The sequence below is a fragment of the Shigella flexneri 2a str. 301 genome (genome assembly GCF_000006925.2).
GTDB lineage: Bacteria > Pseudomonadota > Gammaproteobacteria > Enterobacterales > Enterobacteriaceae > ECMA0423.
On the sequence record NC_004851.1, the window covers coordinates 52718 to 76265 of the forward strand.

23 protein-coding genes and 13 other annotated features (1 of these 36 only partly in view) are annotated in these 23548 nt (G+C 48.7%); of the genes, 16 read left to right on the forward strand and 7 right to left on the reverse strand.

The window, feature by feature from the left end; genetic code table 11:
* Positions 1-27: 27 nt before the first annotated feature.
* Positions 28-4122, reverse strand: coding sequence for an extracellular serine protease SepA (gene sepA / locus CP0070; protein ID NP_858203.1), 4095 nt, complete (start codon positions 4120-4122; stop codon positions 28-30).
* A 282-nt stretch (positions 4123-4404) separates the two neighbouring features.
* Positions 4405-4867 (forward strand) — a mobile genetic element (partial).
* On the opposite strand from sepA, the gene CP0071 reads away from it, so the two are divergent.
* From CP0071 to CP0084, 14 genes are all read left to right on the forward strand, one after another.
* Entirely contained in the window at positions 4524-4712 is a 189-nt protein-coding gene (locus tag CP0071) for an IS1294 transposase (RefSeq protein ID NP_858204.1), read from the forward strand. (Overlaps the previous feature by 189 nt.)
* Positions 4722-5921: an IS1294 transposase gene (locus CP0072; protein ID NP_858205.1), complete on the forward strand. Its 1200-nt coding sequence runs from the start codon at positions 4722-4724 to the stop codon at positions 5919-5921.
* Positions 4923-6093: a mobile genetic element (partial), on the forward strand. (Overlaps the previous gene by 999 nt.)
* Positions 6092-6955, reverse strand: a mobile genetic element (partial). Its footprint overlaps the feature before it by 2 nt.
* Positions 6218-6547, forward strand: a complete 330-nt coding sequence (locus CP0073) for an ISSfl1 ORF1 (protein NP_858206.1) — start codon at positions 6218-6220, stop codon at positions 6545-6547. (Overlaps the previous feature by 330 nt.)
* Positions 6553-6942, forward strand: a complete 390-nt coding sequence (locus CP0074; RefSeq protein NP_858207.1) for an ISSfl1 ORF2 — start codon at positions 6553-6555, stop codon at positions 6940-6942. (Lies within the feature at positions 6092-6955.)
* Positions 6953-8112: a mobile genetic element, on the forward strand.
* On the forward strand, positions 7057-8088 hold the full coding sequence (locus tag CP0075; RefSeq protein ID NP_858208.1) for an IS630 orf: 1032 nt from the start codon (positions 7057-7059) through the stop codon (positions 8086-8088). It overlaps the preceding feature by 1032 nt.
* 157 nt (positions 8113-8269) lie before the next feature.
* Positions 8270-8554, forward strand: a complete 285-nt coding sequence (locus tag CP0076) for an iso-IS1 ORF1 (RefSeq protein ID NP_858209.1) — start codon at positions 8270-8272, stop codon at positions 8552-8554.
* Positions 8390-8982 (forward strand) — a mobile genetic element (partial). Its footprint overlaps the gene before it by 165 nt.
* Positions 8680-8862 (forward strand): iso-IS1 ORF2, encoded by a 183-nt coding sequence (locus CP0077; protein ID NP_858210.1) that lies wholly within the window; start codon positions 8680-8682, stop codon positions 8860-8862. It overlaps the preceding feature by 183 nt.
* A 514-nt stretch (positions 8983-9496) precedes the next feature.
* On the forward strand, positions 9497-11194 hold the full coding sequence (ipaH7.8, locus tag CP0078) for an invasion plasmid antigen (RefSeq protein NP_858211.1): 1698 nt from the start codon (positions 9497-9499) through the stop codon (positions 11192-11194).
* Positions 11195-11621: 427 nt separating this feature from the next.
* On the forward strand, positions 11622-13346 hold the full coding sequence (gene ipaH4.5 / locus CP0079; RefSeq protein ID NP_858212.1) for an invasion plasmid antigen: 1725 nt from the start codon (positions 11622-11624) through the stop codon (positions 13344-13346).
* Positions 13344-14648, forward strand: a mobile genetic element. It overlaps the preceding gene by 3 nt.
* Positions 13398-13724 carry an IS629 ORF1 gene (locus CP0080; protein NP_858213.1) on the forward strand — a complete coding sequence of 109 codons (327 nt, stop codon included), beginning with the start codon at positions 13398-13400 and terminating at the stop codon, positions 13722-13724. (Overlaps the previous feature by 327 nt.)
* On the forward strand, positions 13939-14652 hold the full coding sequence (locus tag CP0081; RefSeq protein ID NP_858214.1) for an IS629 ORF2: 714 nt from the start codon (positions 13939-13941) through the stop codon (positions 14650-14652).
* Positions 14649-14859, forward strand: a mobile genetic element (partial). It overlaps the preceding gene by 4 nt.
* 711 nt (positions 14860-15570) lie before the next feature.
* On the forward strand, positions 15571-16974 hold the full coding sequence (gene ipgH / locus CP0082) for an invasion plasmid gene product (protein ID NP_858215.1): 1404 nt from the start codon (positions 15571-15573) through the stop codon (positions 16972-16974).
* Positions 16943-17233, forward strand: coding sequence for a hypothetical protein (locus CP0083; RefSeq protein NP_858216.1), 291 nt, complete (start codon positions 16943-16945; stop codon positions 17231-17233). The genes ipgH and CP0083 overlap by 32 nt, the downstream gene beginning before the upstream one ends.
* Positions 17234-17370: 137 nt before the next feature.
* Positions 17371-18699, forward strand: a mobile genetic element.
* On the forward strand, positions 17478-18686 hold the full coding sequence (locus CP0084; protein NP_858217.1) for an iso-IS10R ORF: 1209 nt from the start codon (positions 17478-17480) through the stop codon (positions 18684-18686). Its footprint overlaps the feature before it by 1209 nt.
* Here CP0084 and CP0085 read toward each other — a convergent pair.
* From CP0085 to CP0088, 4 genes are all read right to left on the reverse strand, one after another.
* Positions 18665-18856 (reverse strand): IS100 ORF2, encoded by a 192-nt coding sequence (locus tag CP0085; protein ID NP_858218.1) that lies wholly within the window; start codon positions 18854-18856, stop codon positions 18665-18667. The two genes, CP0084 and CP0085, sit on opposite strands and share 22 nt — an antisense overlap.
* Positions 18700-18865: a mobile genetic element (partial), on the reverse strand. It overlaps the preceding gene by 157 nt.
* Before the next feature lie 31 nt (positions 18866-18896).
* On the reverse strand, positions 18897-19400 hold the full coding sequence (locus CP0086; RefSeq protein NP_858219.1) for a hypothetical protein: 504 nt from the start codon (positions 19398-19400) through the stop codon (positions 18897-18899).
* A complete protein-coding gene (locus tag CP0087; protein ID NP_858220.1) occupies positions 19373-20164 on the reverse strand; it encodes an IS629 ORF2 in 792 nt (263 codons plus the stop codon). The genes CP0086 and CP0087 overlap by 28 nt, the downstream gene beginning before the upstream one ends.
* Positions 19455-20759: a mobile genetic element, on the reverse strand. (Overlaps the previous gene by 710 nt.)
* Entirely contained in the window at positions 20379-20705 is a 327-nt protein-coding gene (locus CP0088) for an IS629 ORF1 (protein ID NP_858221.1), read from the reverse strand. Its footprint overlaps the feature before it by 327 nt.
* A gap of 144 nt (positions 20760-20903) precedes the next feature.
* Positions 20904-21685: a mobile genetic element (partial), on the forward strand.
* Here CP0088 and CP0089 point away from each other — a divergent pair.
* Complete coding sequence (locus CP0089; RefSeq protein ID NP_858222.1) at positions 20957-21619, forward strand: transposase/IS protein; 663 nt, start codon at positions 20957-20959, stop codon at positions 21617-21619. (Overlaps the previous feature by 663 nt.)
* 137 nt (positions 21686-21822) lie before the next feature.
* Positions 21823-22319: a mobile genetic element (partial), on the reverse strand.
* Entirely contained in the window at positions 21992-22354 is a 363-nt protein-coding gene (locus CP0090; RefSeq protein ID NP_858223.1) for an IS1294 transposase, read from the forward strand. (Overlaps the previous feature by 328 nt.)
* On the reverse strand, positions 21995-22261 hold the full coding sequence (locus CP0164) for an IS1294 transposase (RefSeq protein NP_858297.1): 267 nt from the start codon (positions 22259-22261) through the stop codon (positions 21995-21997). The two genes, CP0090 and CP0164, sit on opposite strands and share 267 nt — an antisense overlap.
* Positions 22320-23548 (reverse strand) — a mobile genetic element; it runs 100 nt beyond the window's last position.
* Positions 22333-23541 carry an iso-IS10R ORF gene (locus tag CP0091; RefSeq protein ID NP_858224.1) on the reverse strand — a complete coding sequence of 403 codons (1209 nt, stop codon included), beginning with the start codon at positions 23539-23541 and terminating at the stop codon, positions 22333-22335. (Overlaps the previous feature by 1209 nt.)

Genomic DNA, 23548 nt, shown 5'->3' on the forward strand with positions numbered 1-23548 from the left:
TGCCGAATGGCAGACCTATCCCATTCGTCAGAAAACATAACGGAAGTTGGCGTTTATCGCATTATCCACATTATATTTCCCGAACGCTGATTTCTCCAGCTCCAGTCCCAAACGCATATTATCCTTAATTTCCGCATTCATCCCTACCGTCATCAGCATCCTGCTATCTTTTTCACCTTCGAAACGTTTCTCTCCGGAAGCATCCTGCAGAACCGTTTCTCCGTTCGCCAGCAGGTCGAACTGATAACCCAGCCCGGCTCGAGCTGTGATTTTCCAGTCGTCTCCGGAGAAGGCTCTTCCCACGTCAACACCAGTACGGCCAATCAGTGGGTTATAATCCTTGTCTTTCATGCTCAGAGCCATTCCCCGGTCTTCCCAGCTAAAAGCTTTTCCTGATACAGAACCGTAAACCAGCTCTATCTGTGGCTCCACCCAGGACTCTTTCGTCAGGTGGTAACGATAACCAACTTCAGCACCGGCATACCAGGAATGAGAGCTGTAGTCTTTTGTTCCCAGTGAGGCAAAATTCGCCGTGTGCTGATTATCATGATGGAGATATTTACCAATCAGGTCAAAATAAGCTCCGGAATTAAAGAGTGCAGAGGCATACAGACCGCCACCCACGGATTTGTTTTTTCCACTGAATGCGTGGCTGCTTGCATTGCTGTCCGTATAGGTCAGCAATGCCCCCGTAAATAAATCCACACCGTCCAGCTCATGCTTTCTGTCGACACCAATCTGAACGTGAGTGTAGTTATCGCTGTAGTCACCATCTGCCGAACCGGTACCATTCATTATGCGTGCCCAGACACCGGCATCCCCCTGAGTATCCCGCAGGTCACCCATACGTTTGTTCAGGTTATTGACCTCTGTAAGGAAGGACTTATAACCTGATGCCATAAAGTCTTTTGCGGCTTTCGAGGCTCCGGCATCAGCGGTAGTCTGATATCCTGTCAGCACCCATTTTGTGGCATCATCCGTTTTTTCCGTGCTGATTACTGGCGTAACGTTACTGAAACCAATCTGCTGCGTACCGGCAGTGAACGTTTTCTCATCACTCCCTTTCGGTGCGGTAATTAACGTCACGCTCATTTCACTGGCTGGTTTGTTTAAAAAGTCAACCAGGACGCTATTATTACTGCCTGACAGTTTGTCTGTGACATTCAACTGGTCAGCCCGGCTGTTGTTGGTATGCATCAGGAACGTGGTATTATCTGCAGAAAGCTCTTTTACTTGTAAAGTGGCAAAGTGTTTCCCGTCCCCCAGTTCAATTCGCGAGCCCTTAGCCTTCAGTGCACCGGCCTCTGATTTTCCGTCAGAGTACCACAGAGCATTGATCATATTTACCGTACTCTGTGCCCCCGTAATACTGCCTCTCAGAACAGCGTTATATCCCTTCATTAAGGAGCTGAATAACGGAGAGTCCGTCTTCCCTGCATCAGCATCACTGTCTCCCAGATTAATGGTTGCCGCAGTGGTTCCTGCATGAATATCCGAACTCAGATAGCCCATATTTTTAACAGAAAAGCTGGCGTTATCTTCGAGGTTAATCCCTTCTGTTGTAGAAATTACGGGTGAGTAATACCCCTGTTTCTGCGCAGAAGGCATCCCCGTCAGGGTCAGAGAAGCATTTTCTTTTACATCCACAGCCCCGGTGCTGAAAATACCGCTCTGAGCCGTAAGTTTTGCTCCTTTTCCGAGGGTCAGGCTGCTGTTGACAAAGCTGCCAACACGGTCAAAAACAGCATTCTGAGAGGTCACACTCACGGTGCTATCATAAGCCTCAATACCACCGGTGAATCTCTCCATGATTTGCAGGGATGATTTATTTTCCAGCGTAACATTTCCGCTGTAATCACTCTGGTCACCAACTGTGGTTGCAGTGGCACTCCCTTCAACAGAGAAGACCGCATTACCGGTTCCGTCACTCCTGTCAGTAAAGACACGGCTACTTCCCAGAATGACTGTACTTCCATTGGTGGCGTTAATATCTCCCTGCATCTTGCCGTTTCTGGACAGATGGAATGTTGCCGCATCGAGTTTCAGTTTTTCCAGCGTAAACTGACGGGTTTCCCAGTCGCTCTGGCTGGAAGAAGTCGTCGTTCCAGCATGAATAACTGGATGACCCTGGAATATCAGCGTGCCGGACTTCTTGGTTATCGAACCTTCTGGCAGGTTAACTGAACCATCAAGAGCCAGTACATCCTTACCTGAGAGCTGCGGAATATTCACATCCATATTGCCGTTTAGTTGGCCGTGATACATATAAGGCTGGCTGCTGGCCTCAATTTTTTGTTGCTTCACAGTATCAATGGCTTTATTACGATCTTTTCCGACATTCTGCCAGACACTGCTGTTGTTCAGATCGGAGAAGAACGGGGAATATGAACTCGCTTTCAGGATGAAATATTGCTTGGTAGAACTGTCATAATATAGGTCTCCCGGCGCTCCTCTCCCCCCAAAAATACTGACAGTATTAACCGGTACATTGATGTCACTGGCTTTTAATGTCTGAAGGTCGAGTGTTACCGTTGATTTTTTCTCACTGTTATTGGTAATGATGGCCCCGTAGTCAGCCGCCTGAAGACGGGTAAAGGTCAGATTATTACCATTCAGTTCCAGACGTCCTCCACGGTATCCCCACGAAATATTATCCGGATTAACTTGCTGTGAGTCAGAAAGCACAACTGTCGGACGACCGCTGGCAATACCAACAGAGCTGAAAGCCTGTACCTTTCCGTCAGCATCCGCCTGCTGGTTGAGAATAACGGTACCGTCCCCCACCTTGAGTCCGCCTGCATTCACACCGGTCCCGTTTACTGTCAGGGTACCTTCGCCAGTTTTATGCAGGTTATCACCGGCAACTCCGTTCACCTGCCACAGAACGTGGGTTCCTTTATCGGTGATAATCCCGCCCCCCATCCATGTCTGGCCGTTCAGGGCGGACACCCTGTAATCGCCGGCAAACTGCAGATACCCAGCTCCCTGATTAACGGAATTCTGCAGAACGACCTCGCCATTATTGCCGGTGAACAGGAGGTTTTTTCCTGCGTTCAGATCATTTCCTTTCTTTCCATGCATATCCCAAGTCGTGTTTCCCTGAGTCAGTGTGCCGGTGCCATTAGCCGCATCATATTTCCACTGCAGTACTCCTTCACCAGAGGTGTAGGCTATAGTTTTGTCAAAATCATTTTGCGGTTGCTGACCAAGGAAATCCTGAGTGGTGACGACCCAGTTATTTCCATAGTTAGTTCCTGAGGAAAGCACGCCAATCAGTACCCATTTTTTTTGCAGGGAATCATAAGCAAACAGGGGGGAGCCGCTGTCCCCCATATTCAGATAATTAGCCAGAGGTCCATTCGCGGGATTAAAAATGTCACCGGTCTGAGCTGTAATCATCTGTCCGTTGTTATAGGAGTTCAGCGCGCTGACGGTTCCCCCAACAAGAAATCCGCCATTGGTATACACTTGGGTGCGATTACCATTTTTGTCTTTGACGTACTGCATCCCCCCCCCAAGGCGATAGAATTCAGTAAAGCGTCCGCCGGCCTGATAGGCACCGCTCACAGCCCCGATGTCAGACACTTCTGCCGGCGCCACCTCTGTCACCAGTTTACTCAGGCGGCGGGTTTTAATATCAAGACCGCTATTATTATTTGTACCAACCGCAGTATAGGTGTTTTTGGCGTATCCGAAGCTCATCGTGTCAGAACCGCTGACATGTTTGGCGGTAACCACATACTGAGGGGAGTAAAGTGTATGGTCTCCCGGAGGCAGGCTACCGGTAGTAATAGTGGCACTACTGAAATCAGCCATCGGGGCTTTATCAAGTTTACCGACCAGATTGCCCTGCTTGTCGTAAATGGAAATATTCGTGGTCCCCGGCGTAAACTGACCTTTATTCTCGGCAAAGTCGCGGAATATCTGATAAGGGATCTCTGCACTGACCGTTGCTGACAGAGCTGGCCATGCCGAGGAAAGTGATAAAGCTGCAACAGACGTAAGAATAACCCGACGTGAAAGTCTGCGATGGCTTTTGCAGGTAACCCTGCGGGCCAGTTCGGAGACAGCAATCAGGCTTTTGGTTATATGGCAATACTTAAGATAATATATTTTGTTCATATAGAAACATCAACCTAATTTTGACAAAGATTAATTACATAGGATGTAGATGGAGCAGTCCGAGATTCTACTAATATCAATTATTAAGCATCTGTTTTTTAGTTGGTGTAATATAATTTTTATTAAGGTAAGCGGAAAAACAACCAAAAAAAACGCAAGATGTTATTTTTTTATCATTTTGAGCCAGTTTGGCTGGGGGGATACTCTTCTCTTAAGCTTCTTGCTCAACTTTAAAAATAGTTATGCCAGTTCGGTATCGATAAGGGGCAGTTTGGATATCGAGAACCACGGCAGCCTGACGGCTGCAAATTGAAAACTGCCCCTGTTCGTCCTGGTGTTGCCGCACGCTCCGCAGAATATGTATGCTCTGAGGACCTGTTTTATTAAGGACTCATCCTCTTATGTTGACCCGCAAAAGTATAGATACCGTTCTGCTCTCTGTTGGTGCTGAGAAGCTCTCACAACGTGAATGGGACTGGATGAAGATGCTCAAACCCATGGACCCACCACCTGCGATGGTCGCGGCCTCCATCCTGGAGCGCCGTGGCGACACAGCAGCCCTTACCCGGCTACAGGATACCGGGGGTTAATCCGTCCTCATGTTGTCCGCTTTTACTCCCCGCCCGCTGAAACGTCTGTTCACGGCCAACCAGTGCTGGACATCCTTCCTGGATGCGGGCGGTCTGCGCGATATCGAGGTTGAGGCTGTCACAAAAATGCTGGCCTGCGGCACGCGGATACTGGGCGTGAAGGAATACATCTGCGATAAACCTGAGTGCCCCCACGTCAGATACGTCACTAACTCATGCGGCAGCCGTGCCTGCCCGTCCTGCGGAAAAAAGGCCACAGACCTGTGGATAGCGACACAGCTGAATCGTCTTCCTGACTGCGACTGGGTACACCTGGTCTTCACCCTGCCGGACACGCAGTGGCCGGTGTTCGAAAGCAACCGGTGGCTGCTGAATGACGTGTGCCGTCTGGCGGTGGAGAATCTGCTGTATGCCGCCCGGAAACGGGGGCAGGAACCCGGTATCTTCTGCGCCATCCACACGTATGGCCGTCGTCTCAACTGGCATCCGCATGTACATGTGTCTGTAACCTGTGGAGGTCTGAATAAGCATGGTCAGTGGAAAAAGCTGAGCTTCCTGAAAGACGCGATGCGTTCGCGGTGGATGTGGAATATGCGGCAACGGCTTCTGAAAGCGTGGTCAGAGGGGCTGGCGATGCCGGAGTCGTTGTCACATATCACGACGGAATCACAGAGGAGAAGCCTGGTGCTGAAAGCCGGAGGAAAATACTGGCATGTGTACATGTCGAAAAAAACGGCCGGCGGGAGGAATACGGCGCGCTACCTGGGTCGTTATCTGAAGAAGCCGCCGATAGCGGCCTCCCGGCTGGCACATTACAACGGAGGGGCGAGCCTGAGCTTCCGTTACCTGGACCACAAAACGGGAGAAACGGCGACGGAAACGCTGACACAGCGTGAGCTGGTCGCGAGGCTGAATCAGCACATCCCGGAGAAGTTTTTTAAGATGGTGAGGTACTTCGGGTTCCTTGCCAACCGGGTGTGTGGAGAGAAGCTGCCGCAGGTGTACCGTGCTCTGGGGATGGATAAACCGGAACCAGTGGCGAAAGTGTGCTATGCACAAATGGTGAAACAGTTCCTGAGTCGTGACCCGTTCGAATGCGTGCTGTGTGGCGGCCGGATGGTATACCGCCGGGCCATCGCGGGACTGAATGTGGAGGGGCTGAAGAAAAACGCGCGGGATATCAGTCTGCTGAGGTATATGCCGGCCTGACACAGGCTAAGTGTGCCCGGGAATCGGTGCAAGTATAAAAAACAGCCTGTTGCGGTATAAGAATCGACCATGCAGAGAGAGAAAACACCGGAGTGGAGGGAAAAGCAGAAAAGCTCACGTGGCATAAGGCGTGGACAGCGGTATCGTCTGGTTTTTCAATTTCCTATACGTGAACTATGGCTCGCTACGACCTTCCCGATTAGGCATGGACCATCATCAAGCCTCTGTTACCTCCTGAACCCGCCACACCACGGGCCGGACGCCCATGGGCTGAGCACCGTAAAATCATCAATGGCATGTTCTGGGTGTTATGTTCCAGTGCACCATGGCGCGATTTACCCGAACGATATGGGGCATGGAAAACTGTTTATAACCGCTTTAACCGATGGTCAAAGTCAGGCGTGATTAATATTATTTTCAACAGGTTGCTTTCGCTACTTGATGCAAACGGCTTTATTGACTGGTCTGCCACCGCGCTGGATGGCAGTAATATCCGGGCGCTGAAATGTGCCGCCGGTGCTCAAAAAAACATCCCGATATCGACGGAGATAATGGGCCGGGTCGCTCTCGCGGCGGTTTTGGCACCAAAATCCATCTGGCAACAGACGGAAGTGGCCTCCCGTTAAATATCGTGCTAAGCCCCGGACAAGCTCATGAAAGCCAGTTCGCGCAACGACTTCTGGACGGGATTGGCGTTCAGCGTCAGAACGGCAGCATGAAACGCCGTGGACATGCGGTACTGGCTGATAAAGCGTATTCAGGGCGCGCATTGCGCAACGAGCTGAAAAATAACGGTATAAAGGCAGTAATCCCCCGAAAGTCAAATGAGAAAATGGCATCGGATGGACGTGCACAGCTTGATCGTGATGCGTACTGCAACCGTAATGTCGTTGAACGGTGCTTTGGGCGGCTGAAAGAATATCGCCGCATCGCCACGCGTTACGACAAAACGGCGAGAAATTACCTGGCGATGGTGAAACTGGGCTGCATCCGACTCTTTTATCAACGCTTACGTAATTAAGGGACACAGCCTAAATAGCTGCGCGGAATAGTAGATCCCTTTGAGGGAACTTAGCCCGGATTGTGCGATCTGATCAATCGCCAAATCAAAACAAATCACCAACCGGACTGAGCAATGCCGATCATAGCACCAATTTCCCGTGACGAACGACGCCTGATGCAGAAAGCCATCCATAAAACACACGATAAAAATTATGCCCGCAGACTGACTGCCATGCTGATGCTGCACCGGGGCGACCGTGTCAGCGACGTTGCCAGAACGCTCTGCTGCGCCCGCTCCTCTGTTGGACGCTGGATTAACTGGTTCACGCAGTCGGGTGTTGAGGGACTGAAATCATTACCTGCCGGGCGTGCCCGTCGCTGGCCGTTTGAGCATATCTGCACACTGTTACGTGAGCTGGTAAAACATTCTCCCGGCGACTTTGGCTACCAGCGTTCACGCTGGAGTACAGAACTGCTGGCAATAAAAATCAATGAGATAACCGGTTGCCAGTTAAATGCCGGAACCGTTCGCCGCTGGTTGCCGTCTGTGGGGATTGTGTGGCGAAGGGCTGCGCCAACTCTGCGTATCCGTGACCCGCATAAAGATGAAAAGATGGCAGCAATCCATAAAGCACTGGACGAATGCAGCGCAGAGCATCCGGTCTTTTATGAAGATGAAGTGGATATCCATCTTCATCCCAAAATCGGTGCGGACTGGCAACTGCGCGGACAGCAAAAACGGGTGGTCACGCCGGGACAGAATGAAAAATATTATCTGGCCGGAGCGCTGCACAGCGGGACAGGTAAAGTCAGCTATGTGGGCGGCAACAGCAAAAGTTCGGCGCTGTTCATCAGCCTGCTGAAGCGGCTTAAAGCGACATACCGTCGTGCGAAAACCATCACGCTGATCGTGGACAACTACATTATCCACAAAAGCCGGGAAACACAGAGCTGGCTGAAGGAGAACCCGAAGTTCAGGGGCATTTATCAGCCGGTTTACTCGCCATGGGTGAATCATGTTGAACGGCTATGGCAGGCACTTCACGACACAATAACGCGTAATCATCAGTGCCGCTCAATGTGGCAACTGTTGAAAAAAGTTCGCCATTTTATGGAAACCGTCAGCCCATTCCCCGGAGGCAAACATGGGCTGGCAAAAGTGTAGCGGTATTAAGCGCAGCTATTTAGATTATTGCCGCATTTTCTCCACCACGATCAGAGCCGAAAAAAGATAATTTTTTTCCAACTGCCACCCGGCGTAATGCGTTTTCACCAATGTTACCCCACCTATTGCGGCAAAAGGTAATGTCTTCAATCGATAGAAGTTTCTGGTAATCTACTGGTATTTGAGGTTTTCCATGACTACCGTTACTGTTCATTGTCCGCGCTGTAATTCCGATGAAGTTTATCGACATGGCCGTAGTTGTTCCCGGCATGAGCGTTTCCGTTGTCGCTCATGTAAACGTGTTTTCCAGCTCACTTACTCTTATGAAGCCAGAAAACTCGGCGTTAAGGAGCAGATCGTTGAAATGGCACATAACGGCGCAGGGGGCCGTGATACCGCCAGGACACTGAAAATCGGCATCAATACCGTCATACGGACATTAAAAAGCTCTCGCCCCGGCGGATAACATCTGCGCCAGTCGCTCACGCTGATGTTGCCCTTATCTGTGAACTTGATGAGCAGTGGCGCTTCGTTGGCAGCAAGGCGCAACAACACTGGCCCTGGTATGCGTACAACACTAAAACTGGCGGTGTGTTGGCTTACACTTGCGGGCCACGGAATGATGAGACCTGTCGGGAACTGTTAGCCCTGTTGACTCCGTTCTGTATCGGCATGGTGACCAGCGATGACTGGGGCAGCTACGCCAGAGAAGTGCCGGAGGAGAAACACCTGACCGGCAAAATCTTCACGCAACGTATGAACGTAACAACCTGACCCTCCGCCCCCGCATCAAGCGGCTGGCACGTAAAACAATCTGCTTCTCGCGTTCCGTGGAAATCCACGAAAAAGTCATCGGTTCCTTCATTGAAAAGCACATATTCTAATGATTGGAAGTACTACCCGGCAAAACTCATTCAGTGCATTCCAGTGATTCAGGATATAGTTGAACGCCTTTACCATTTCAGCATGGTTTGACAAAGTTTTCCTCTGGAGCTTTATCCAGTCATACAAGGACTTCATTCGCGGCACACATTTCTCCTGCCTGACCGCAAGCCGTTTTTCTGCCGGCCTCCCTCGTATTAAATGTGTATCGTTTTTTTACAGTAATTTTAATTTGTCATTCTATAATAGGAATAAATGAGCTTGACTAAAATATGATGTAAAACAAATATACTTACTCGGCTTACATTTCCTTGCTCACTGGAATGTTGAATTCAGTGTTATTATTGACTGCAGCCACAATAAAAAAAGAATTCCATAGAAAACCTCCATAAATAAATTACAACTAACTTCTGTTATGTGTAAAATGGAAACTATTAAAACTTAATATCGGAAATGGTAAGTGAAATTTGTATAAATATACAATTTTAAATATTTATTCTCACAAATATAAGGTTGACCTAGCATTATGTTCTCTGTAAATAATACACACTCATCAGTTTCTTGCTCCCCCTCTATTAACTCAAACTCAACCAGTAATGAACATTATCTGAGAATCCTGACTGAATGGGAAAAGAACTCTTCTCCCGGGGAAGAGCGAGGCATTGCTTTTAACAGACTCTCCCAGTGCTTTCAGAATCAAGAAGCAGTATTAAATTTATCAGACCTAAATTTGACGTCTCTTCCCGAATTACCAAAGCATATTTCTGCTTTGATTGTAGAAAATAATAAATTAACATCATTGCCAAAGCTGCCTGCATTTCTTAAAGAACTTAATGCTGATAATAACAGGCTTTCTGTGATACCAGAACTTCCTGAGTCATTAACAACTTTAAGTGTTCGTTCTAATCAACTGGAAAACCTTCCTGTTTTGCCAAACCATTTAACATCATTATTTGTTGAAAATAACAGGCTATATAACTTACCGGCTCTTCCCGAAAAATTGAAATTTTTACATGTTTATTATAACAGGCTGACAACATTACCCGACTTACCGGATAAACTGGAAATTCTCTGTGCTCAGCGCAATAATCTGGTTACTTTTCCTCAATTTTCTGATAGAAACAATATCAGACAAAAGGAATATTATTTTCATTTTAATCAGATAACCACTCTTCCGGAGAGTTTTTCACAATTAGATTCAAGTTACAGGATTAATATTTCAGGGAATCCATTGTCGACTCGCGTTCTGCAATCCCTGCAAAGATTAACCTCTTCGCCGGACTACCACGGCCCACAGATTTACTTCTCCATGAGTGACGGACAACAGAATACACTCCATCGCCCCCTGGCTGATGCCGTGACAGCATGGTTCCCGGAAAACAAACAATCTGATGTATCACAGATATGGCATGCTTTTGAACATGAAGAGCATGCCAACACCTTTTCCGCGTTCCTTGACCGCCTTTCCGATACCGTCTCTGCACGCAATACCTCCGGATTCCGTGAACAGGTCGCTGCATGGCTGGAAAAACTCAGTGCCTCTGCGGAGCTTCGACAGCAGTCTTTCGCTGTTGCTGCTGATGCCACTGAGAGCTGTGAGGACCGTGTCGCGCTCACATGGAACAATCTCCGGAAAACCCTCCTGGTCCATCAGGCATCAGAAGGCCTTTTCGATAATGATACCGGCGCTCTGCTCTCCCTGGGCAGGGAAATGTTCCGCCTCGAAATTCTGGAGGACATTGCCCGGGATAAAGTCAGAACTCTCCATTTTGTGGATGAGATAGAAGTCTACCTGGCCTTCCAGACCATGCTCGCAGAGAAACTTCAGCTCTCTACTGCCGTGAAGGAAATGCGTTTCTATGGCGTGTCGGGAGTGACAGCAAATGACCTCCGCACTGCCGAAGCCATGGTCAGAAGCCGTGAAGAGAATGAATTTACGGACTGGTTCTCCCTCTGGGGACCATGGCATGCTGTACTGAAGCGTACGGAAGCTGACCGCTGGGCGCAGGCAGAAGAGCAGAAGTATGAGATGCTGGAGAATGAGTACTCTCAGAGGGTGGCTGACCGGCTGAAAGCATCAGGTCTGAGCGGTGATGCGGATGCGGAGAGGGAAGCCGGTGCACAGGTGATGCGTGAGACTGAACAGCAGATTTACCGTCAGTTGACTGACGAGGTACTGGCCCTGCGATTGTCTGAAAACGGCTCACGACTGCACCATTCATAATCACGTCGCATAAGCATAAACCGCAGACCGGATTGACTCCGGAAAAACTGTGACCCGATTACGGACCTTAACAACAACCCGTAAATCCTCGCTCAATACCGGCAGGGATTTACGGCGTGCAACTGACTTTTTTGAGGGGATAACCAACCAGATCGTTTGCTATGGGAATATCGAGACAGTAATGAGTTAAATGATAAAAATTGTTTGAAAATATAGGGGATAAAGATCAATCCAAACTGGATGAAAGTAGAACTGGTCACATTAACATGGGTAGACTGATATAACAATCGACGGTTACTGGAAAGACAGGAACATATTCCTCCAGCCGGAATGAAAACGCCGATAAAGCTCTAGGATTGTTTTTTTAAAGACTTTCTCGTTTTATTTGCATTAATAGACCAAGATATGAATAGTGAGGGGTTAATAAATGAAACCGATCAACAATCATTCTTTTTTTCGTTCCCTTTGTGGCTTATCATGTATATCTCGTTTATCGGTAGAAGAACAGTGTACCAGAGATTACCACCGCATCTGGGATGACTGGGCTAGGGAAGGAACAACAACAGAAAATCGCATCCAGGCGGTTCGATTATTGAAAATATGTCTGGATACCCGGGAGCCTGTTCTCAATTTAAGCTTACTGAAACTACGTTCTTTACCACCACTCCCTTTGCATATACGTGAACTTAATATTTCCAACAATGAGTTAATCTCCCTACCTGAAAATTCTCCGCTTTTGACAGAACTTCATGTAAATGGTAACAACTTGAATATACTCCCGACACTTCCATCTCAACTGATTAAGCTTAATATTTCATTCAATCGAAATTTGTCATGTCTGCCATCATTACCACCATATTTACAATCACTCTCGGCACGTTTTAATAGTCTGGAGACGTTACCAGAGCTTCCATCAACGCTAACAATATTACGTATTGAAGGTAATCGCCTTACTGTCTTGCCTGAATTGCCTCATAGACTACAAGAACTCTTTGTTTCCGGCAACAGACTACAGGAACTACCAGAATTTCCTCAGAGCTTAAAATATTTGAAGGTAGGTGAAAATCAACTACGCAGATTATCCAGATTACCGCAAGAACTATTGGCACTGGATGTTTCCAACAACCTACTAACTTCATTACCCGAAAATATAATCACATTGCCCATTTGTACGAATGTTAACATTTCAGGGAATCCATTGTCGACTCACGTTCTGCAATCCCTGCAAAGATTAACCTCTTCGCCGGACTACCACGGCCCGCAGATTTACTTCTCCATGAGTGACGGACAACAGAATACACTCCATCGCCCCCTGGCTGATGCCGTGACAGCATGGTTCCCGGAAAACAAACAATCTGATGTATCACAGATATGGCATGCTTTTGAACATGAAGAGCATGCCAACACCTTTTCCGCGTTCCTTGACCGCCTTTCCGATACCGTCTCTGCACGCAATACCTCCGGATTCCGTGAACAGGTCGCTGCATGGCTGGAAAAACTCAGTGCCTCTGCGGAGCTTCGACAGCAGTCTTTCGCTGTTGCTGCTGATGCCACTGAGAGCTGTGAGGACCGTGTCGCGCTCACATGGAACAATCTCCGGAAAACCCTCCTGGTCCATCAGGCATCAGAAGGCCTTTTCGATAATGATACCGGCGCTCTGCTCTCCCTGGGCAGGGAAATGTTCCGCCTCGAAATTCTGGAGGACATTGCCCGGGATAAAGTCAGAACTCTCCATTTTGTGGATGAGATAGAAGTCTACCTGGCCTTCCAGACCATGCTCGCAGAGAAACTTCAGCTCTCTACTGCCGTGAAGGAAATGCGTTTCTATGGCGTGTCGGGAGTGACAGCAAATGACCTCCGCACTGCCGAAGCCATGGTCAGAAGCCGTGAAGAGAATGAATTTACGGACTGGTTCTCCCTCTGGGGACCATGGCATGCTGTACTGAAGCGTACGGAAGCTGACCGCTGGGCGCAGGCAGAAGAGCAGAAGTATGAGATGCTGGAGAATGAGTACTCTCAGAGGGTGGCTGACCGGCTGAAAGCATCAGGTCTGAGCGGTGATGCGGATGCGGAGAGGGAAGCCGGTGCACAGGTGATGCGTGAGACTGAACAGCAGATTTACCGTCAGTTGACTGACGAGGTACTGGCCTGAACCGCCCCGGGAATCCTGGAGACTAAACTTCCTGAGAAAGAGGTAAACAGGATGACTAAAAATACTCGTTTTTCCCCCGAAGTCCGTCAACGGGCAGTCCGTATGGTTCTGGAAAGTCAGGGCGAATATGACTCACAATGGGCGACAATTTGTTCCATTGCTCCAAAGATTGGCTGTACGCCGGAGACTCTGCGTGTCTGGGGTCGCCAGCATGAGCGGGATACCGGGGGCGGTGATGGAGGGCTCATCACCGCTGAACGTCAGCGTCTGAAAGAGCCGGAACGTGAAAATCGTGAACTGCGCCGCAGTAACAATATCCTTCGCCTGGCTTCCGCTTATTTTGCAAAGGCGGAGTTCGACCGCCTCTGGAAAAAATAATGCCACTGCTGGATAAGCTGCGTGAGCAGTACGGGGTCGGACCGGTATGCAGCGAACTGCATATTGCCCCGTCAACGTATTACCACTGTCAGCAACAGCGACATCATCCGGATAAACGCAGTGCCCGTGCGCAGCGCGATGACTGGCTGAAGAAAGAGATACAGCGCGTATACGATGAAAATCACAAGGTATACGGTGTAAAGTCTGGCGTCAGTTGTTACGGGAAGGTATCAGAGTGGCCAGATGCACTGTGGCACGTCTCATGGCGGTTATGGGACTTGCCGGTGTTCTCCGGGGTAAAAAGGTCCGTACGACCATCAGCCGGAAAGCCGTTGCCGCAGGCGACCGCGTAAACCGTCAGTTCGTGGCAGAACGACCTGACCAGCTGTGGGTGGCTGATTTTACTTACGTCAGCACATGGCGGGGCTTCGTCTATGTGGCGTTCATCATTGATGTGTTTGCCGGATACATCGTGGGGTGGCGGGTCTCATCGTCCATGGAAACGACATTCGTGCTGGATGCACTGGAGCAGGCGTTATGGGCCCGTCGACCGTCCGGCACGGTCCATCACAGTGATAAAGGTTCTCAGTATGTATCGCTGGCCTACACACAGCGGCTTAAGGAAGCCGGATTACTGGCATCAACAGGAAGTACAGGCGACTCGTATGACAACGCGATGGCGGAGAGCATCAATGGTCTTTACAAAGCGGAGGTAATACACCGTAAGAGCTGGAAAAACCGTGCAGAAGTGGAACTGGCCACACTCACGTGGGTGGACTGGTATAACAATCGACGATTGCTGGAAAGGCTGGGCCATACTCCTCCGGCAGAAGCAGAAAAGCTTATTATGCTTCCATCGGAAACGATGATCTGGCAGCCTGAGTTCACAGATAAAACACTCTCCAGGAAACCCGGGGCGGTTCAGTGAACCTCGATCGGTGTGGTGGATTAGCCCGGCAGGTGGGCGCTGGCTCCTGAGCGCCATAAACAGGGCTTTACCCGTCAACTCTTTCGTCATGCGCTCTCCCATGGCGTAACCGACAATTTCGCACGTATAAACATCTTTGACGCCAGCGAGATACAGCCATCCTTCCCGGGTGGCAACATACGTTATATCTGCGACCCAGACCTGATTAGGGGGGTTGGGGAGCAATGGAACAGTAAACGCCGTTAAGAAGTCAATTTAAATAGCCAAAAATTAACTAGCCAATTTACATTGCAGGTTGTAATTTTTAACCACCTTTTTTACGATAGCCAAATTACCTATACCCATCCCGGCCCTGCCAAGCCATACCCGCTATCGGCGATGAAAATGCTTTTGTGCGCGGTCGGAGTGGTCCCGACGAGGGTTTTACCCGAAGTCGGGGCGTATCTCCGCGTTAGCGGGCCGTGAGGGCCGCTTACGAGCGTGTATGAGAGACGTACAGTGGTTTTGTCCGCTCACACCAGTACATACAGGTACGGAAATAAAACCAGTCGAAATGCCGGTAACGACGATTACTCCTGTCTCTGATGCCGGTGGACTACAAGATTTTATTTACTGGCGTCCTGATGCGGACAGGGCTGGTATGGAACCTGTTTATGTGATACTTAATGATCCTCTGGATTCCGGGCGATTTACGCGTAAACAACTAAATAAAAATATCTTAAACATGCAAGTAATTTTGGTATTCTCGATACAAGAATAAATAGTAGTAACTACTATAGCTGCAAATAATGTTAAAAACATTTCTATGATCATCTTTACATTTTTCATGATTGACAATTGTTTTTGGTTAAAAAAAGACAACTAATGAGTGTGATAATGCAATACTTTGAGTGATTATATAATGATAAGTAAACAGGTTTGCGACAATTGGTTATCAGTATTACAGAAGGATTAAATATGTCATTATTCACAGAACCTAAGGAAATTGAAAGATTACCCTCTGAAGAGATTGAACGATTATATCCCGTCCTGCGATACAGGGTCTTTATCAGCATTTTCCTCGGATATATGGGGTATTATTTTGTCCGAAACACCACCAGTGTGTTATCCGGTGTGCTGCACATGTCTGCAACCGAGATCGGCATTATCTCCTGTGCCGGTTTTTTATCCTATGGTATATCAAAGTTTGTTTCCGGACTTATTTCTGACAGAAGTAATTCAAAAGTATTTTTGTCTCTTGGTTTATTCCTGTCCGGACTGGTAAATTTTCTGATAGGATATATTCCCGGGATCATCACATCCGTTACGTTATTTTCAACAATGTATTTACTTAACGGCTGGATCCAAGGTATGGGATATCCTCCTGGTGCCAAAACACTGGTGTTCTGGTATGAACATCGGGAAAGGATCACCTGGGCCACACTGTGGAATTTATCGCACAATGTCGGGGGAGCTCTGGCCCCCGTTCTGATTGGTTTCAGTTTTGGTTTTTTCGGCGACAGTGCTCTGGATCATGCCCGGGCCGCATTTATCTTCCCAGGAGTACTGTGTATGGCAATGAGTGTGCTGATTTACTTTATTCAGGTGGACAGACCTGTATCAGTGGGGCTTCCTCCCATTGAAGAATGGAAAGGTAACGTCGTTTCACACCCGGCTAAAGGCCGTGAACAAGGTCCGAGACTCTCCATTCCTGATATCATCAGAAAACATATCATCCGAAATAATAAACTCATTTACTGCTGTATCTATGGTTCGTTTGTTTATATTCTGAGATACGGTATTGTTTCCTGGGCTCCTAAGTTTTTAAGTGACAGTCTGGATGTCGGTGGTAAGGATATGGGAAAACTGGCATCAATGGGGGGGGGTTCTGTTTTTGAAATCGGTGGTGTGGCTGGTATGCTTCTTGCCGGATACCTGTCTGTCAGACTGTTCAGAAACTCAAAACCATTAACAAATACTTTATTTCTGGCACTTACCATTATTTTATTAATCGCGTACTGGTACGTGCCATCAGGCAATGAATATCTCTGGCTAAACTATACAATCCTTATTCTGTTGGGGCTGGCAGTGTATGGTCCGGTGATGTTTATTGGTCTTTATTCAATGGAGCTTGTTCCTAAAGAAGCTGCCGGAGCCGCATCAGGGCTGTCAGGCACATTTTCCTATATCTTCGGCTCAATTGTTGCGACACTGGGAATGGGACTTGTTGTCGATTATCTGGGATGGGGGGCCACATTTATCGTACTGATACTGTCTGCTGTTTTTGCCATCATTTTCACACTGATGAGTCGTGAACGCTCACTGGAGTTCGAAAAAGAGTAATTTTCTCAGGAAAAACATAAAATTACTGACTAAATATTTATTTTTTGAATCGCAGGGCATTCCGGATAAGGTTGATATCGTGTCACGGCTGAAGACCTATGGATACAGTATTTCTGGTGTGGAGACGGATGACGGATATAAGGCGCTTGTCCGCGCTTTTCAGCTTCATTTCCGGCAGAAAAATTATGACGGCATAATGGATGCTGAAACCGCTGCCATCCTGTATGCATTGCTGGAGAAGTATTTCCCGGGTAAATAAGGAGTGAGTCGTCAGAGCTGCGATATATCTCCTTCCTCCATGGGCTGTCTCTTATACACAAATCCCCACCCGGGGATTTGTGATGTCAGATGTCCCCAGTAAGACTATGTTTTCATTGCGCTCTATGAAGCTGAGTGCTGATGAATCCCCTAATGATTTTTATCAAAATCATTAAGTTAAGGTAGATACACATCTTGTCATATGATCAAATGGTTTCGCCAAAAATCAATAATCAGACAACAAAATGTGCGAACTCGATATTTTACACGACTCTCTTTACCAATTCTGCCCCGAATTACACTTAAAACGACTCAACAGCTTAACGTTGGCTTGCCACGCCTTACTTGACTGTAAAACTCTCACTCTTACCGAACTTGGCCGTAACCTGCCAACCAAAGCGAGAACAAAACATAACATCAAACGAATCGACCGATTGTTAGGTAATCGTCACCTCCACAAAGAGCGACTCGCTGTATACCGTTGGCATGCTAGCTTTATCTGTTCGGGCAATACGATGCCCATTGTACTTGTTGACTGGTCTGATATCCGTGAGCAAAAACGGCTTATGGTATTGCGAGCTTCAGTCGCACTACACGGTCGTTCTGTTACTCTTTATGAGAAAGCGTTCCCGCTTTCAGAGCAATGTTCAAAGAAAGCTCATGACCAATTTCTAGCCGACCTTGCGAGCATTCTACCGAGTAACACCACACCGCTCATTGTCAGTGATGCTGGCTTTAAAGTGCCATGGTATAAATCCGTTGAGAAGCTGGGTTGGTACTGGTTAAGTCGAGTAAGAGGAAAAGTACAATATGCAGACCTAGGAGCGGAAAACTGGAAACCTATCAGCAGCTTACATGATATGTCATCTAGTCACTCAAAGACTTTAGGCTATAAGAGGCTGACTAAAAGCAATCCAATCTCATGCCAAATTCTATTGTATAAATCTCGCTCTAAAGGCCGAAAAAATCAGCGCTCGACACGGACTCATTGTCACCACCCGTCACCTAAAATCTACTCAGCGTCGGCAAAGGAGCCATGGATTCTAGCAACTAACTTACCTGTTGAAATTCGAACACCCAAACAACTTGTTAATATCTATTCGAAGCGAATGCAGATTGAAGAAACCTTCCGAGACTTGAAAAGTCCTGCCTACGGACTAGGCCTACGCCATAGCCGAACGAGCAGCTCAGAGCGTTTTGATATCATGCTGCTAATCGCCCTGATGCTTCAACTAACATGTTGGCTTGCGGGCGTTCATGCTCAGAAACAAGGTTGGGACAAGCACTTCCAGGCTAACACAGTCAGAAATCGAAACGTACTCTCAACAGTTCGCTTAGGCATGGAAGTTTTGCGGCATTCTGGCTACACAATAACAAGGGAAGACTCACTCGTGGCTGCAACCCTGCTTACTCAAAATCTATTCACACATGGTTACGTTTTGGGGAAATTATGAGGGGATCTCTCAGAGCTGAGTGAGCGTAACGACTGGAGCTGCTTCTGCGGTGCTCCGGTGGCGAACGTGAAGTCATACTCTTCGAACATTTTCACCGCCGGGAAGGCTGCCATTCGGGTATACATCGCCTGTTTACGTTGATGACGTGCCAGTTTTTCTTCATGAAGCATGATGCTCCAAGTAAACGTTCACCGAACACCGTATTGACGATTATCCTGATGGTAGCACCACCTTCCATGGCAGGAGGTCGTCAACTCGGTTGGAAGGCCATTCCGGCAGTACGCTCAGAATATGGCGCAGATACGCTTCCGGATCGATACCGTTCAGACGGCAGGTGCCGATCAGCCCGTACAGCAGTGCACCACGCTCGCCGCCGTGATCGCTACCGAAGAACACGTAATTTTTCTTTCCGAGACAGACTGCACGAAGCGCTCTTTCCGCTGTGTTATTGTCCGCCTCCGCCAGACCGTCATCACTGTAATAACAGAGGGCGTCCCACTGATTCAGTACATAGCTGAATGCTTCGCCCAGTCTGGATTTTTTCGACAGCGTGCCATTCTTCTCCACCATCCATTCATGCAGCGACGTCAGTAACGCTTTGCTTCGCTGCTGCCTGACTGCAAGACACTCTGACTCTGGTAATCCCCGTATTTCATCCTCGATGGCGTACAGTTCACTGATTCGCTTCAGGGCTTCTTCTGCCGTCGCACGCAAGTAATCCGGGGCCCGCTATGCCGCGCTCTATCGGGCGGGACGGGGCTGGCGCTTTGAACCGCCCCGGGTTTCCTGGAGAGTGTTTTATCTGTGAACTCAGGCTGCCAGATCATCGTTTCCGATGGAAGCATAATAAGCTTTTCTGCTTCTGCCGGAGGAGTATGGCCCAGCCTTTCCAGCAATCGTCGATTGTTATACCAGTCCACCCACGTGAGTGTGGCCAGTTCCACTTCTGCACGGTTTTTCCAGCTCTTACGGTGTATTACCTCCGCTTTGTAAAGACCATTGATGCTCTCCGCCATCGCGTTGTCATACGAGTCGCCTGTACTTCCTGTTGATGCCAGTAATCCGGCTTCCTTAAGCCGCTGTGTGTAGGCCAGCGATACATACTGAGAACCTTTATCACTGTGATGGACCGTGCCGGACGGTCGACGGGCCCATAACGCCTGCTCCAGTGCATCCAGCACGAATGTCGTTTCCATGGACGATGAGACCCGCCACCCCACGATGTATCCGGCAAACACATCAATGATGAACGCCACATAGACGAAGCCCTGCCATGTGCTGACGTAAGTAAAATCAGCCACCCACAGCTGGTCAGGTCGTTCTGCCACGAACTGACGGTTTACGCGGTCGCCTGCGGCAACGGCTTTCCGGCTGATGGTCGTACGGACCTTTTTACCCCGGAGAACACCGGCAAGTCCCATAACCGCCATGAGACGTGCCACAGTGCATCTGGCCACTCTGATACCTTCCCGTAACAACTGACGCCAGACTTTACACCGTATACCTTGTGATTTTCATCGTATACGCGCTGTATCTCTTTCTTCAGCCAGTCATCGCGCTGCGCACGGGCACTGCGTTTATCCGGATGATGTCGCTGTTGCTGACAGTGGTAATACGTTGACGGGGCAATATGCAGTTCGCTGCATAGCGGTCCGACCCCGTACTGCTCACGCAGCTTATCCAGCAGTGGCATCATTTTTTCCAGAGGCGGTCGAACTCCGCCTTCGCAAAATAAGCGGAAGCCTGGCGAAGGATATCGTTACTGCGGCGCAGTTCACGATTTTCACGCTCCGGCTCTTTCAGACGCTGACGTTCAGCGGTGGTGAGCCCTCCATCACCGCCCCCGGTATCCCGCTCATGCTGGCGACCCCAGACACGCAGAGTCTCCGGCGTACAGCCAATCTTTGGAGCAATGGAACAAATTGTCGCCCATTGTGAGTCATATTCGCCCTGACTTTCCAGAACCATACGGACTGCCCGTTGACGGACTTCGGGAGAAAAACGAGTATTTTTAGTCATCCTGTTTACCTCTTTCTCAGGAAGTTTAGTCTCCAGGATTCCCGGGGCGGTTCACCCGATTATCTGTTCCTGAAGGCACTTTAGGACAATGGGTTACCGCCGCAAGAAAAGGACTCAATACACCAGGCTCCCGCACATGTCACGAACGGTGCAATAGTGATCCACACCCAACGCCTGAAATCAGATCTAGGGGGTAATTAAGCGCAGCGCCTGCGCTGTCACAACAGGCAGTAGACCAGGAATGGAGTTATATGGACTTCCTGGAGCATCTGCTTCATGAAGAAAAACTGGCACGTCATCAACGTAAACAGGCGATGTATACCCGAATGGCAGCCTTCCCGGCGGTGAAAACGTTCGAAGAGTATGACTTCACATTCGCCACCGGAGCACCGCAGAAGCAACTCCAGTCGTTACGCTCACTCAGCTTCATAGAACGTAATGAAAATATCGTATTACTGGGGCCATCAGGTGTGGGGAAAACCCATCTGGCAATAGCGATGGGCTATGAAGCAGTCCGTGTAGGTATCAAAGTTCGCTTCACAACAGCAGCAGATCTGTTACTTCAGTTATCTACGGCACAACGTCAGGGCCGTTATAAAACGACGCTTCAGCGTGGAGTAATGGCCCCCCGCCTGCTCATCATTGATGAAATAGGCTATCTGCCGTTCAGTCAGGAAGAAGCAAAACTGTTCTTCCAGGTCATCGCTAAACGTTACGAAAAGAGCGCAATGATCCTGACATCCAATCTACCGTTCGGGCAGTGGGATCAAACGTTCGCCGGTGATGCAGCACTGACCTCAGCGATGCTGGGCCGTATCTTACACCACTCACATGTCGTTCAAATCAAAGGAGAAAGCTATCGACTCAGACAGAAACGAAAGGCCGGGGTTATAGCAGAAGCTAATCCTGAGTAAAACGGTGGATCAATATTGGGCCGTTGGTGGAGATATAAGTGGATCACTTTTCATCCGTCGTTGACATCTGTCAGTAATGAATCGCTGCTACCCGACAGCACGGAAGTAAGCTGCCGGGCGGGGACGGAAGTGTGAGGTATTTCAGGGGCAGACACCCGACATCCCAGAAACCGTCGGTCCCGTCCGGGGCCGGCACCCAGGTTCACGTATAGGAAATTGAAAAACCAGACGATACCGCTGTCCACGCCTTATGCCACGTGAGCTTTTCTGCTTTTCCCTCCACTCCGGTGTTTTCTCTCTCTGCATGGTCGATTCTTATACCGCAACAGGCTGTTTTTTATACTTGCACCGATTCCCGGGCACACTTAGCCTGTGTCAGGCCGGCATATACCTCAGCAGACTGATATCCCGCGCGTTTTTCTTCAGCCCCTCCACATTCAGTCCCGCGATGGCCCGGCGGTATACCATCCGGCCGCCACACAGCACGCATTCGAACGGGTCACGACTCAGGAACTGTTTCACCATTTGTGCATAGCACACTTTCGCCACTGGTTCCGGTTTATCCATCCCCAGAGCACGGTACACCTGCGGCAGCTTCTCTCCACACACCCGGTTGGCAAGGAACCCGAAGTACCTCACCATCTTAAAAAACTTCTCCGGGATGTGCTGTTTCAGCCTCGCGACCAGCTCACGCTGTGTCCTGAGAGATCCCCTCATAATTTCCCCAAAACGTAACCATGTGTGAATAGATTTTGAGTAAGCAGGGTTGCAGCCACGAGTGAGTCTTCCCTTGTTATTGTGTAGCCAGAATGCCGCAAAACTTCCATGCCTAAGCGAACTGTTGAGAGTACGTTTCGATTTCTGACTGTGTTAGCCTGGAAGTGCTTGTCCCAACCTTGTTTCTGAGCATGAACGCCCGCAAGCCAACATGTTAGTTGAAGCATCAGGGCGATTAGCAGCATGATATCAAAACGCTCTGAGCTGCTCGTTCGGCTATGGCGTAGGCCTAGTCCGTAGGCAGGACTTTTCAAGTCTCGGAAGGTTTCTTCAATCTGCATTCGCTTCGAATAGATATTAACAAGTTGTTTGGGTGTTCGAATTTCAACAGGTAAGTTAGTTGCTAGAATCCATGGCTCCTTTGCCGACGCTGAGTAGATTTTAGGTGACGGGTGGTGACAATGAGTCCGTGTCGAGCGCTGATTTTTTCGGCCTTTAGAGCGAGATTTATACAATAGAATTTGGCATGAGATTGGATTGCTTTTAGTCAGCCTCTTATAGCCTAAAGTCTTTGAGTGACTAGATGACATATCATGTAAGTTGCTGATAGGTTTCCAGTTTTCCGCTCCTAGGTCTGCATATTGTACTTTTCCTCTTACTCGACTTAACCAGTACCAACCCAGCTTCTCAACGGATTTATACCATGGCACTTTAAAGCCAGCATCACTGACAATGAGCGGTGTGGTGTTACTCGGTAGAATGCTCGCAAGGTCGGCTAGAAATTGGTCATGAGCTTTCTTTGAACATTGCTCTGAAAGCGGGAACGCTTTCTCATAAAGAGTAACAGAACGACCGTGTAGTGCGACTGAAGCTCGCAATACCATAAGCCGTTTTTGCTCACGGATATCAGACCAGTCAACAAGTACAATGGGCATCGTATTGCCCGAACAGATAAAGCTAGCATGCCAACGGTATACAGCGAGTCGCTCTTTGTGGAGGTGACGATTACCTAACAATCGGTCGATTCGTTTGATGTTATGTTTTGTTCTCGCTTTGGTTGGCAGGTTACGGCCAAGTTCGGTAAGAGTGAGAGTTTTACAGTCAAGTAAGGCGTGGCAAGCCAACGTTAAGCTGTTGAGTCGTTTTAAGTGTAATTCGGGGCAGAATTGGTAAAGAGAGTCGTGTAAAATATCGAGTTCGCACATTTTGTTG

Bases quoted from the DNA above. Each gene is read 5' to 3' on its own strand.
- CP0075 (NP_858208.1), top strand. From the start codon at position 7,057: ATGCCGATCATAGCACCAATTTCCCGTGACGAACGACGCCTGATGCAG.
- CP0085 (NP_858218.1), bottom strand. From the start codon at position 18,856: ATGCTTCATGAAGAAAAACTGGCACGTCATCAACGTAAACAGGCGATG.
- sepA (NP_858203.1), bottom strand. From the start codon at position 4,122: ATGAACAAAATATATTATCTTAAGTATTGCCATATAACCAAAAGCCTG.
- ipaH4.5 (NP_858212.1), top strand. From the start codon at position 11,622: ATGAAACCGATCAACAATCATTCTTTTTTTCGTTCCCTTTGTGGCTTA.
- CP0073 (NP_858206.1), top strand. From the start codon at position 6,218: ATGTTCTGGGTGTTATGTTCCAGTGCACCATGGCGCGATTTACCCGAA.
- ipaH7.8 (NP_858211.1), top strand. From the start codon at position 9,497: ATGTTCTCTGTAAATAATACACACTCATCAGTTTCTTGCTCCCCCTCT.
- CP0088 (NP_858221.1), bottom strand. From the start codon at position 20,705: ATGACTAAAAATACTCGTTTTTCTCCCGAAGTCCGTCAACGGGCAGTC.
- CP0164 (NP_858297.1), bottom strand. From the start codon at position 22,261: ATGGTGAGGTACTTCGGGTTCCTTGCCAACCGGGTGTGTGGAGAGAAG.
- CP0089 (NP_858222.1), top strand. From the start codon at position 20,957: ATGGACTTCCTGGAGCATCTGCTTCATGAAGAAAAACTGGCACGTCAT.
- CP0071 (NP_858204.1), top strand. From the start codon at position 4,524: ATGTTGACCCGCAAAAGTATAGATACCGTTCTGCTCTCTGTTGGTGCT.
- CP0080 (NP_858213.1), top strand. From the start codon at position 13,398: ATGACTAAAAATACTCGTTTTTCCCCCGAAGTCCGTCAACGGGCAGTC.
- CP0091 (NP_858224.1), bottom strand. From the start codon at position 23,541: ATGTGCGAACTCGATATTTTACACGACTCTCTTTACCAATTCTGCCCC.
- CP0084 (NP_858217.1), top strand. From the start codon at position 17,478: ATGTGCGAACTCGATATTTTACACGACTCTCTTTACCAATTCTGCCCC.
- CP0072 (NP_858205.1), top strand. From the start codon at position 4,722: ATGTTGTCCGCTTTTACTCCCCGCCCGCTGAAACGTCTGTTCACGGCC.